Annotated in this window: 9 protein-coding genes; 2 read left to right on the plus strand and 7 right to left on the minus strand. The window is 45.2% G+C overall.

Annotation, left to right across the window (positions count from 1 at the left end):
* Positions 1-24: 24 nt before the first annotated feature.
* From BMW71_RS17420 to BMW71_RS17435, 4 genes are all read right to left on the minus strand, one after another.
* Complete coding sequence (locus tag BMW71_RS17420) at positions 25-3348, minus strand: SusC/RagA family TonB-linked outer membrane protein (protein ID WP_177179695.1); 3324 nt, start codon at positions 3346-3348, stop codon at positions 25-27.
* A gap of 147 nt (positions 3349-3495) precedes the next feature.
* On the minus strand, positions 3496-4590 hold the full coding sequence (locus tag BMW71_RS17425) for a FecR family protein (RefSeq protein WP_092176969.1): 1095 nt from the start codon (positions 4588-4590) through the stop codon (positions 3496-3498).
* Between the two features lie 76 nt (positions 4591-4666).
* Positions 4667-5263 carry an RNA polymerase sigma factor gene (locus BMW71_RS17430; protein WP_092176972.1) on the minus strand — a complete coding sequence of 199 codons (597 nt, stop codon included), beginning with the start codon at positions 5261-5263 and terminating at the stop codon, positions 4667-4669.
* Between the two features lie 145 nt (positions 5264-5408).
* Positions 5409-5735 (minus strand): hypothetical protein, encoded by a 327-nt coding sequence (locus tag BMW71_RS17435; RefSeq protein WP_092176975.1) that lies wholly within the window; start codon positions 5733-5735, stop codon positions 5409-5411.
* A gap of 33 nt (positions 5736-5768) precedes the next feature.
* On the opposite strand from BMW71_RS17435, the gene BMW71_RS17440 reads away from it, so the two are divergent.
* Together BMW71_RS17440 and BMW71_RS17445 are read left to right on the plus strand one after the other, a co-directional pair.
* Positions 5769-6815, plus strand: coding sequence for an amidohydrolase family protein (locus tag BMW71_RS17440; RefSeq protein ID WP_092176977.1), 1047 nt, complete (start codon positions 5769-5771; stop codon positions 6813-6815).
* 36 nt (positions 6816-6851) lie between these two features.
* Positions 6852-8171: a Gfo/Idh/MocA family protein gene (locus tag BMW71_RS17445; protein WP_092176980.1), complete on the plus strand. Its 1320-nt coding sequence runs from the start codon at positions 6852-6854 to the stop codon at positions 8169-8171.
* A gap of 184 nt (positions 8172-8355) precedes the next feature.
* On the opposite strand, the gene BMW71_RS17450 is transcribed toward BMW71_RS17445, so the two are convergent.
* From BMW71_RS17450 to BMW71_RS17460, 3 genes are all read right to left on the minus strand, one after another.
* On the minus strand, positions 8356-9489 hold the full coding sequence (locus BMW71_RS17450) for a DEAD/DEAH box helicase (protein WP_092176983.1): 1134 nt from the start codon (positions 9487-9489) through the stop codon (positions 8356-8358).
* Between the two features lie 898 nt (positions 9490-10387).
* A complete protein-coding gene (locus tag BMW71_RS17455) occupies positions 10388-11500 on the minus strand; it encodes a hypothetical protein (protein WP_143057668.1) in 1113 nt (370 codons plus the stop codon).
* A 26-nt stretch (positions 11501-11526) separates the two neighbouring features.
* Entirely contained in the window at positions 11527-12891 is a 1365-nt protein-coding gene (locus BMW71_RS17460) for an FAD-dependent oxidoreductase (RefSeq protein WP_092176989.1), read from the minus strand.
* Positions 12892-12925: the final 34 nt, after the last annotated feature.

The raw sequence follows: 12925 nt of genomic DNA on the forward strand, positions 1-12925 counted from the left end.
TATAGTTTAGGGAACAGAGGAACATTAAAAGGATGCACTTACCCCAAATTGGAAAATGGAATGCGGTACATCATCTTGATAGGTACCTGAGTTGAATTCCGGATCCATCCATGTATTTTTTTCTCTGGTGAAAACGAAAAGATTATTGGCTTGACCATACAACCTTAAGTTGCTGAATTTAATACTATTAAGTACGGTAGCAGGAAAGGTATAGCCCAGGGTCACGTTTGATATACGCCAAAAGCTGGCGTCTTTGTATTGAATGGCTTCCCGAAAAGGGTTGTTTTGCCAGACGCCGTAGTAGTCGTTCGTGGGATTGTTTTCCGTCCAATAGTTTAGGTTCAACCGGTTGTATCGATTACTAGTCAGGTCTCCCATCGTTCCCTGAAGCAAACTGTTTCGAAACTGGACTCCCTGACGGGTGTAGACGAAAACGGATAGATCCCATTCCTTATAGGTAAACATATTATTGAAACCAGCCATCCATTTCGGTAACTGATTTCCCAGAATGACCCGATCGTCGATTCCTTCCGAAGAGGAGATCAACCCATCGTTGTTTTGGTCCACTACTTTCACGGAACCGGGTACCTGCCCGTAAGCCAGCGCCTCTTCTGCTTCATCCAACTGCCATATTCCATCAAATTCATAGTAATAATTGGATCGTAGGGAATGTCCTACAAAAAGTCGGTTGGCAATATCCGCTTGCACCGTACCTCCATACAACTCGAGAATTTCGTTGTGATTGGATGAGAAATTAATGGTGGTATTCCACCTGAAATGTTGGGTTTGCACATTTACTGAGTTGACGGTCACTTCAATTCCCCGGTTAAGCAACTTGCCCACATTGGACGTCACGGCTCCAAAACCAAGGGAAGTTGGGATGGCCACGTTTTGAATCAAATCATTGGTTTCTTTCGAATAAAGCTCAACTTCTGCATTGATTCTATTTTCCAGAAAACCCATATTGATGCCCAAGTTAAATTCTTCACTGTTCTCCCATCTCAATTCTGAGTTTCCGATATTCCTGGGAGCATAGCCAAAGGCGGGGTTTCCGTCAAAATCGTATGCGGTCCGGTTTAGATATGCCTGTGTGCTATACGGGGCTACCACGTCATTTCCTACCCGTCCATAACTTAGCCGGATTTTCAAATCGGAGAATAAATTCATGTTCTGAATAAAGGCCTCGTCTCCAATCCGGTAAGCGATAGCCGCAGAAGGGAAAAACGCCCATTGGTTGCCTTCTGCCAGGACGGAGGAGCCATCGTACCTTCCCGTGAGGGTAAATAGGTACTTTTCATTGAAGATGTAATTGAATCTGCCCATATACGACAAAATGGATCGTTCAACCAGGTCACTCGCCACACCATTGATCTGCGCCGCCGTATTTAGGGCATAAAAGCTTGAATTATAGGCCAGGTTTTCGACCCGAATGCGAGAAGTTTCAAACCTTTCTTGAAGTGCACTTTGCACGGCTGTAAAATTAAAATCGTGCATTCCGGTCTTTAACTTGTAATTCAAAATATTGTCCCAGGTGTAGGAACCATTAAATGTAAAGTCATTTCCGGCACTTGGAAGTCGGTTTAACCTGCTTTTGGAATCGGAACCACGGAATTCGCCCCTTCGGCTATTAAATACAGAAGCCGACATGGAAGACCGAAAGCTAAGGCCTTCAAAAGGAGTCAATTCCACGTAGGCATTCCCTAAAAAGCTGGAAACGCGCGTTTCGTCCTGGAAGTTTTTGGCAGCTACCTCCGTCAGGGGGTTGTTGACCTGGGTGTCTTTGATTCCCATCCAGAAGGCATAGCCATCTACATTTTTATCGTTCGTTTCCGTAGGGTTAGTCAAATCATCGTAGTAAATGGTACCCGTTGGCCTTGCCCGGTAAGCGTTTCTCAACGTCTCAAACGAACCGGTATTCAGAATACTATACGTATAGTAGGTATTAAATCCCACTTTTACCACCTCGTTTAATTTGCTGTCGGCACTTCCTTTTAGGTTAAACCTTTCGAAACCGGTATGGAGTACATTGCCTTTTTCATTCAAGTAACCCGCCGAAAAATAATGGGTGGTATTCTCATTCCCTCCGGAAAGAGCAATCACATGACTGGTTTGGAGGGAAGGGTCAGTAACCTGATCCACCCAATTAACCGATCTTCCGTTTTGCACATTTTCCAATTGGGCCGTTGTCCAAATCACCTGGGCATTCGGGTTTTCTGCCAAGACGACGTCGTTATAGGCCGTGTAAAATTCCTGTGCATTCATCAAATCAGGCAAAAAAGCCGGGGTTTTCACCCCTGCGTACCCTTCATACGTCACTTTTGTTTTCCCTTGAACCCCCTTCTTCGTCGTAATAATGATCACGCCGTTTGCACCCCTGGCACCGTATATCGCGGAGGAGGAGGCATCTTTTAATACATCCATGGAGGCGATATCACTGGGATTTAAGGTATTCAATCTCCCTCCCATGACACCATCAATTACAACCAACGGTTCGTTGCTGAAGCCAATAGATTGCAGCCCCCGTATATCAATGGTATAATCAGCGCCTGGGCGGGAATTGATTTTGTTCACATTTACTCCGGCTACCTGACCTTGCAGTGCCTTTGCCGCCTGTACAGGATTTTGCCGGATGATGTCCTCTGAATTTACAGAGCCCACCGCTCCCGTTAAGTCGCTTTTCTTTACTTCACCGTATCCCACGACCACGACCTCCTCCAGTGCCGAGGTATCCGGCGCCAAACTGATATCGATAGTAGTTTGATTGCCTACTGTAATGCGCTGCGCCACGTATCCAATGTAAGAAAAGACCAGGGTTGCCCCTTCCTCCACCGTAAGGGAATAGTTTCCGTCCAAATCAGACACGGTTCCCGAGGTCGTTCCAAGTACCGTCACGGTTGCCCCCGGAAGAGGCTCCCCGTTTTCGTCGGTTACCCTGCCGGAAACGGTACTAGCTGCCAGTACAACAAGGGAAACTACCGCCTCTTCATCGGATTTTTTTACGTGAATGTTTCCGTCCACTTGTTTAAATCGCAAATCGGACTGACTGGAAATGGAAAGTAAAAGTTCGTAGAGGCTCTCCCCCTCACTAGTGACTGACACCAATGGACTGTCCCGGACTTCCCTACTGGCATATACAAAATTGAACTCCGTAATGCGTTCCAATTCTTTAAAGGCTTCTTCCACCTTTACCTCGGTTAACGAAAGGTGTACCGGTACTTCTTCGATGCTTTTCACCTGTGCATTGCCGTTCCAGGCAAGCAATAAGCTCATGCTGAGGCATTGTAGGGTGAAGGCGAGCGTAAATAATTTCGTCATGTAGATCACATGCTTTAGTAGGCATTTTTTCATATCTTTACAGCGTTTGTTTTGCATAAATAAACAGTTGTCGGATGAGGGATCGCCGTCCCGCATTCCGCTTACACTCGGGGACTTACTTGTTGACGCAGGTAGGTCCCCTTTCTTTTTTGACTCTTATCCTTTTTTCATAGGCAGTACTTAGTTAAATACCAGTGTTACCCGGTCTTTGTCGATGGTAAACTCAAAACGGGCCGAATAGCTCAGCCCCTCCAATACGTTTTTCAGGGTTTGGTCCTGAAACCGGCCCGAAACTTCCAGATTCGGGTGGGGTGAATTGGAAAACCAAATGGAAACTCCGTACCAGTTTTCCAACACCCGTTTTATCTCCCACATGGGGCTATGATCAAATACAATCGTCTTTTTGGTCCATGCCAGGACCCGGTCCTGATCAAAAATTATTCGTTTCATCCCCAATTTTTTTAAATCAATTTCCACCCCTTCTCCTTTTTGCAAATCAACCGGCTGGGAAAGAACCGAATCGCGCTTTACAAGCACCCTACCCGTAAGCAGCGAGATATTCATGGATTCGTTCTCGTACGCTTTGATGTTAAATGAGGTACCCAATGCTGTAGTGGAAACAGGTCCCGTTCTGACAGTGAATGGCCGTTCGGTTTCTTTTGCTACATCAAAAAACGCCTCGCCCCGCAACTCAACAATGCGCTGATGGGTTTCGAAATTTTTGATATACCGGAGCGAACTCCCGGAGTTAAGAATCACTTTGGAGCCATCTTGCAAGGTCAGGTTGGATTTCACTCCCGGGGGAGTAACGTGCTCTTCATAGATTACCGGAACCTCGGCTATCTTTGGGACCGGCTGAGGAAAGTAAAAATTAATCAAAAAAGACACCGAAAATGCCAAAAGCAGAATCCCTACCAATCGGTAAAATTGCGGGAAGCGGCGCTGACTGGACACCTTCTTTTTCTCAAATTGCCTGAGCGTACTGGAGGAGTCTAACGGAATGACCTTTTTGTCGGAATACCCCTGTTGAATTTCGTTTAGCGCATGATCGATGTTTCCCCAAGCCTTTTCAATACGGGAATCGTCTACCATTCGTACCTTTCTCGACAGGTGTAGCACCAGTTTCCGAGCCATCACGATTTCTGCGTGTTTTTCAGGATTTTCGCGAAGATACGCCTCCCAATAGGATTTGGTACCCGTATCGGGTGACACTACCCATTTTTGGAACTCGGGGTCCAATACAAAATCTTCTGTTTTATAACTTCGCTTACACATAACAACCGGTGTTCGTCTACTAGAGACGTATCGGGTAAAAAGTTATCCCCCGAAAGCGAAATATTTTTGATTTTTTTTACAGGAAGAGATGAAGTACCAATCCAAGCGTAATCAGTAGCTTCTTCAAACTGCTAAGCGCCTTCCAGGCAAGGGTATACACGGAACGCAAATTGATTCCCATCATTTTGGACACTTCTTCGTAAGAAAACTGTTCAAAAAATAGCAACTGTATGACTTGCTTTTGCCGAAAAGGGAGTTTTTCCAAACTACCGGCCAATTTTACCTGAAGATAGTGCTCACGCTGTATGCCGGCCTGTTCACTTTCGAAACTTTCTAGTCTAACGGGTAGTGTGTTTTCCAGAAGCGCTTCCGTTTTCCATTTGGATCTCTTTTTGCTTTCTCGGTAAAGTTTATGGGACAGCGATCGAAAGAGATATGCCTTCACATTTGCTGCCTTTCCCAGGGTATCGTGGTACTTCCACAAATCTATAAAGACTTCCTGTATACAGTCCTGTATAAAATCGGCATCATACACCAAGGCCAGGCCATACTTGAAAAGTTCATGGGCAAATGCCCGGTACAAACCTTCCAAACCCTTTCTATCTCCTTTTTGCAACAATAGCCAAAGCCCATCGCAATCAGTAAAGGAAATTATGTTTGCCTCGGATTTCACAATGGATATTTTGGGTTATTACTAGTTGAATTTCTAATAGTCGGTATAATTTGAAAAATTAGCAAATCTTATTCACAAAAACCCATTTATTCGCTAACCGGAAGTAACCGACGTACGATCAAAAGAAGGAATGGTCTTGTTGCCATCAAAATAATCCATTCACTACCGTTTTTTTGAAGAATAGTGTTTTTACACAAACTGATTCATTTTGCGCCGGAAACAGCATACCTTGCGGCAGGGCGAACGCTGCAATCTCCTCATAAATAAGTGCCAGTCCTTTCTTTTCACCCATAAATTCTCTAAAATTATACCAAAACGGGGATAAACTTCCTCGTCCGATCCTACAGTAAAGGGAACAGAACTGAAAAAAAGCCGTTACCACATTCCTTCGAAAACCATGAAAACAACGACCAAAATAGGCAAACCATTTGTTTTTTCTTTCTGTCTTTTCACCCTCACTTTTTGCTGTCAATCACCGAAAAGCAATCATGTAACGCCTGAAATCATGGAAGAAAGCTACTATTCCCTGGAAGATTTTGACCGAATAGAAAAAATCGATGCCCATGTACACCTAAGAACGGATTTCGATACCGTCTTTATACGTCAGGCAGCCCGGGATAAGTTTAGACTGCTGAACGTAAGTGTGTATACCTCTCCTAAACTCACGCCGGAAGCGCAAGAAAATTTTTCGTTGAAACTCATCGGCGAATATCCGGATATTGTGACCTATGGCACGACCTTTTCCCTGGAGGGATTTACCAACAACGATTGGGAAAGGAAAACCCTGGACTATTTGGAAAAATCCATTGGCAGGGGAGCTATAGCGGTAAAGGTTTGGAAAAATATTGGCATGGAGTTGAAAAATGAAAAAGACGAGTTGGTAATGATTACCGATCCTGCCTTTGATTCCATCCTGCAGCTGTTGGTGGAAAAAAACATTACTCTGTTGGGCCATCTTGGGGAACCGAAAAATACCTGGTTGCCGCTAGAGGAAATGACAGTGCAGGGGGATCGAGATTATTTTCGGGAAAACCCCCGGTACCATATGTATCAATTCCCGGATTTACCCTCGTATGAGGAGCAGATTGCTGCCCGGGATCAACTGCTGGCCAATAATCCCGATCTGCGATTTGTTGGCGCCCATTTGGGAAGCCTGGAATACGATGTGAATGAATTGGCAAAAAGACTGGATTCCTTTCCCAACATGGCCGTGGATATGGCCGAACGCATCTCCCATTTGCAACACCAGGCCGTCACCAATTGGGAAGGGGTGCGCGACTTCATCATTACCTACCAGGACCGACTCCTCTATGGAACGGATTTGCGCGCCGGAGCATCGGACATACAGGCGAAGGGATTAACGGAACCGGAAGAGATTTCCGAACATGCCCATCAGGTTTGGTTACGACATTGGCAATTTTTTACCGGGGACCAGGAAATGCAGGTACCAAAAGTCACCGGTACCTTCAATGGATTGAAATTGCCGAAGACGGTGGTGGATAAAATTTACCGGACCAATGCCGAAAAATGGTATCCGGGAATCCTCCAGTAGACTTCACGACGTGTTACATTTCAAATAAAAATTACGATGAATAATCTTGACCGCAGAAATTTCCTGAAGCTTTCAACGCTAGCCCTGGGAGGTATTTCAACCGGGTTACTGTCCAATCAATCGATGGCTTTGGGCCTCAAACGAAATCTGAGACTGGGTTTTGTGGGTATTGGGGGTAGAGGCTCTTACCACCTGGACACGGCACTTGGAATTACCGGGGTAGAAATCCCCGCCATTTGTGACATCGATCCCAAAAACCTGTACCAGGCCAAACGATGGATTGAGGAATCCGGTCAACCGAGCCCCAGGCTTTACGATAAGGGGCCAACAGATTTTATTCGGTTATGCGAGGAGGAAGATCTGGACGCCGTGATTTGCGCCACCCCCTGGGATACCCACGCTCCGGTATGCCTGGCGGCCATGAGAAATGGAAAACATGCGGCTTGCGAGGTCCCCATTGCCCAGACACTTGAAGAAGCATGGGAATTGGTAGAGACTTTTGAAAGTACCGGAAAGTGGGCCAGTATCGTATTGGGAGGTTTTGGAGACCTGACCATGTTGAATATGGTGCGGAAAGGACTTTTGGGAGATATCCTCCATGTAGAAAGTGGCTACATACATGACCTGAGGATGGTGAAGTTTAATCCCGAAGAAGAACCTTGGAGATTGCAGCCTGCCATCGATAAAAACGGCAATCTCTACCCCGACCATCCCATGAGAAACATGATGCCGGTGCTGGATATCAACCATGGGGACCGGTTTGACTACCTGGTCTCCATGAGTACAAAATCGGGCATGCTCAATGAATATGCCAAAGCCCAGTACGGGGAAAAACATCCGTATGCGACGAAAGAGATGGCGCTTGGGGATTACAATGCGTCGCTTATCCGAACCGTAAAAGGAAAAATGGTCACCCTGAACCACGACACGCATACCCCCCACCCCCGGGAAAGTTTCCGACTTCAGGGTACCAAAGGAATTTATTTAAAGGAAAGGGATGCCCAGCGAATTTATATTGAAGGTAGAAGTCCCAGGGAACATCAATGGGAACCCGCAGCGCCGTATCTGGAAGAATATGCGCATGAAATTACGAAAAATTACGCCCCACCCGAACGCAAAGGAGGAGCAATCCGCGGACATGGCAGTGGAGGAATGACCCAAACGCCGGTCAACTGGCACCGACTGGTACTTGCCTTGCAGGAAAATATTCGGCCGGACTGGGACGTGTACGATTCGGTAACCAGTGCTGCCATTATCCCGCTTACCGGAACCTCCGTAGCTGACAAAAGCAGACCGGTGGATTTTCCCGATTTTACGAGAGGAAAGTGGGAAACAAGAACCCCACTTTATTCCTGAAAAAGATTCCCTAAAATAATTAATCGATTGTTGCCAAAAGAAGCCTGCGGGACTGAAACAACACGAACCAAGGGTGAAAACCCCTGGACAAAAACAATCATCTCGTTTTTCAACCCCGTAGAGGATTGAATCGCTACTTTTAGGAAAAACATTCGTACATCTACTGTAGCCACGTTTTGACGTATCAAAAACCCAGGTTTTTTGAATCAATCAGTTCGACCATTCGTTTCATTTTTTTCTGAATGACCTTGAAATGATGCCTGTCTTCCTCCGATATCAGGGAAATGGCCTCTCCTTCTGATCCGGCCCTGCCTGTCCGACCGATGCGGTGAATGTAATCCTTTGGGGAACGAGGCAGTTCGTAATTGACCACATGGGGTAAAAACTGGATATCGATGCCCCGGGAGGCGAGGTCGGTGGCCACCAAAACCCGTAGGTTTCCCTGTTTAAAATTCCGAAGCGATTCCGTCCGGGCAGCCTGACTTTTATCCCCATGAAAGGACTGGGCTTGTATTCCGTGTTTTTTTAATTTGGCGGCGAGGTTATCTGCCGCCCGTTTGGAACTGGCAAAAACCAACACCTGGGTCCAGTTTCCCTCGCTGATTAGAAACCGCAACAAAGGCCCCTTGTTTTCGGGTGTTACCAAATAGGCCGATTGCTTGATTTGGACGGGGGAAACGGTATCTTGCCCGATTTCTATCCGGACCGGTTGGTGAAGCAGGTTGGCTGATAAGCTGGCTACCGACTCCTCCGTCGTCGCAGAAAAAAGGATGTTCTGCCGTTTTTTGGGCAATCCGGACAAGATTTCATCCACTTCTTCCTTAAAGCCCAGGTTCAGCATTTTATCGGCCTCGTCCAAAACCAGTATTTCCAATGCGGACAAGTCCACGGCCTTTTTTGAAAGCAAATCCAGCAAGCGACCGGGGGTCCCGATCAGGATGTCGGTTCCGTACAGGTGTATCATTTGGGGATTGATGGACACCCCACCATACACCGCCATGGATTTTACGTTCCTTGGCAAGCCGTTCGTAAAGGTTTTTACCGTTTGGTCAACCTGAATGGCCAATTCCCGGGTAGGTACCAGCACAAGCACAGCGACTGCCCTACTTTTTACAGCGGTTTTTCCCTGAAACATTTCCAGGATCGGCAATACATAAGCGGCTGTTTTACCAGATCCCGTCGGAGCCAGGCCCCAAACGTCTTTCTTACTTAGAATGGCAGGTATTGCCTGGATCTGAATGGGAAAGGGATCGGCGTAGTTTTCGTTTTGTACCGCTTTAAGTAAAGGCGGCGAAAGTCCAAGATCGGAGAAGCTCATGGCTAAAGGTACGCCTTTTTCCGGGGTATTGGTGTACCACCCCTTACCCGGTTGGGCATTGGAGACCGAGAGGAGGTTTTACTAAATGGCATGTACGGTTGTTATTCCTATAACCTATTCCCCTTCTGAAAATCTTCTGAGATTTATGGCTCAAACCGGAACTTTGCCCTCGGTATTGTCTACCTACCAAAAATTAGTCAAATCCAGGCAATCGTAATGGTCTTCGTCGAGCCGATTGGCTTGCGTAAAATTCATCCATACTAAATCGCACCTATGGGACCACAATTCTCGATTAGTTCTTGGTATTCTTTGGGGTTAATTGCTGCTAAATCTAACCTCATAAACAATTTTTACGCAGTTTCTGACTGGATCTGGATTTTCAGGATTCCTGGTTGTTTTCCAACACTCATTTTTCCTTCCACTTCCTCTTCGTTAACTGAAAAGCTTTGAATAAATCACAGAAAAAATCCTGTGGCCAGGTTATCGTGTTATCGGTTGCCATTCAAAAACGTGCTACTTAAAGGCAGTCGTTTAATACCTAACTGAATAAGCTTCAAAATGATCAGCCCTATTTTTGCAACTTTTCTCACTCTATCGTTTCTATCCAAAACCGGCTGCCATGCAGATCTACTGATTTATATTACTAATTTTTTAATAGTTTAAATCGGGGCTGTTTTTATTCGACAACACCATGGAAAATTTACTTCTCGAATGGGGATGAAGGTTAGCCGATAATAGGATGTGTGGACAAAAATAATTCTAAACTTAATTCGTATTGTTTCTTAGTCGAAAAAAGATGGTAAAGCTCCAAACAGCTTCCCATCTTTAATTTTGTGATATTTTTAGATTAAATTATTTAGAGCCTATAATATCAAAAGATTTGTTTAGTATCAACTTATTAATAAATTGTATTAGTTTGGGCACTTAAAAACGTTAAATAGAGACTAGCTTTGTTAGCCAAGTAGGCATTTTTTGAGCGACTAAGTGTTCGAGCCATCTTTATAGTTTCTTTGGATTGAATCTTATGAACCGTATAGATTTCTAATAATTTCACAATACTAGGAACATCCAACTGGGAAACTGCTCCATTGAATATGGTTGGAATATTACCGTGTAACTGTTCAGTATGCTGGAATAATTCCAAAATCCATTTTCTTTTGCCCGCATCCGTGCTTACAGCAAAATCGGCCAGATTTCGCTGCAAGGCAATATCCTCAAGATCAGCGGCAACAAGAACATGAATGGCTTTTTCTGAAAGTGTAAAATCAGCACCTTCGATAAATGAGAATAATTGATTTCTCAATTCGGGATAAAGCGTCAGTTTTCCCCGGATATTTTCCAGAACCCAAACAACATCCGAATAATTCTCCGACTGCAAGAGAGTTGTTAAAAATTCGGATGTGAAACTTTCCTTTGTCCAGTTGGCAATCTCTGTTTTTGTCGGTCCGTAGATGACTTCATACAATTTATGGGTGGTATACGCAGCCCCCTTTACCACAAATTCCAGTACTTCCTTGGAAGTGGCTCCTGAAACTCCGTCGACTTCCTCTGTAGTTGAGACCGCCTCCATAATCAGTTCCTTATACGAATATTGGCCCAAGGGAGAAGTTGGATTTAGCAATAATTCGTTCAGCCTCACATATTCTTCCTCAGTAAAGGGGTCGTGGTCCGTTTTGCTCAGGTACTCTTCCTCTGGCAACTCAAAACCCAAATATCTGCCTGTCAGATTCCAATAAACGATGATATCCAATAGCCTACATTTGTTGTCAAAGCAAACGTTGGTCCTTATATTTCTGGAGTAATAAATGGGAAATCCCTCGGCGGAAATGTACTGATAGAGCGTATCAATGGAAATTTCACTTTCAAAATCAACCACTCTCAAATTAACTTGCTTCACAGGTAAATTAAGCGTTCGCTGATTTAAATACATTATTTTTTCATCGCCCTGAAGGATTCCCGAAAACAACAAATATATGCCATAACATAGTGATTGGACACCAACTAACTGCATCTTCTATTCATCTTAAACTTTATTACCTATGCGCCGGGAACTATGCCCCCATGCGCTTCTACTAACTGATGGATATCAGAAATAGTTACATCCTTGGGCTGTTTGTTTTGGGTAATCGCCAAGCTGGCCACCGCACCTGCTGCTTGTCCCATCCCCATACAGGAGGCCTGCACCCGTAATGCTGAATTAGCCAAGCGATCGCTGCTTAGGCACCTGCCGGCAACAAGAAAGTTTTGACTGTTTTTTGGAATCAATGCACGCAGAGGTACAGTTGCAACTACCCCGTCTGCCAAATGCTTGGGAGTTACGCCATGTTCTATAATATGTAAATCAATAGGATAATAAGAGTACGATATAGCGTCTGAAAACAACTTTCCAGTTACATAATCCTCGTGCGTAATCTGATATTCCCCTTCGATACGATAAGTCTCCCGTACACCTGTTTCGGTCCGCATATCCACTATTTTTATTTCTTCACAACCTGGCATTCTTTTGAGAAATTTTAAGTGCTTTAGCAGCGACTCTCTTCCCTGTATATTTGCCAAGGTATGTGACTCTGAGGTGGTAGCATCAGCACCAGCCACGTGTTGGATATTGTCTCCTTTGCTTTTTAACAAGCCAACGATGTTTCCTCTAAACTCGGCTCTGACGAGCTCCCCGGACGCAATCGCTTTTTCGTATTCCTCTTTGATCATTTCCAAATCCAGCGAATCAAAATCATACCCCCCGATGGTGAAAATTAGCGTTCCGGGCTGCGATTCCGCCTCTCTCAACACAGGATACCCTGCCATAGAAGCCGCATAGGCATTACCGGAACAGTCAATTAGTTGCTTGCATTTGATTTCAGCGTGAATCCCCTTACCAATGGTTTCTACGTGCCAAAAACCGTTTTTGAAGGTAATATTGGTTGGTGTTTCGTAAAACCGGATATCGACACCCGCCTCTAGACATTTCTGTTCAATGATGATTGCATATAAGGCCCCATTTAATCTCACCTGATGCCTCCAATGCTGTCTGCCGTGGGGAATGGAAAAATTTGGGAGTGTATCGCCGTTTATAGCTACAGCTTCCTGCACCATCTCCCAACCAATTCCACCGATTATCTGCTTTCCCCAAGCAAAAAATATTCCCGGATAAGCCACTCCTGCCGTAGTAGTCGTACCTCCCAGTTGGCTGGCGCACTCAATTAAAGTAACCCTCTGTCCAGCACGGCCCGCCTGTATCGCAGCAACTACGCCTGCCGTTCCCCCTCCTACTACCAGTACATCCGTTTCGATGCTTTTCTTCCTTAGGGCATAAGGGGCTGCGTACACGTCATTACTTGCAAATGAAGCACCGCTGAGCCCTAAGGTAAGGGCTCCCATGCTTGTTATCATTTCTCTTCGTTTCATAGTAGATTTTTTTGTAACTCAGACCTGCCAGGTT

It is taken from the genome of Cyclobacterium xiamenense, assembly GCF_900109255.1.
Lineage (GTDB): Bacteria > Bacteroidota > Bacteroidia > Cytophagales > Cyclobacteriaceae > Cyclobacterium > Cyclobacterium xiamenense.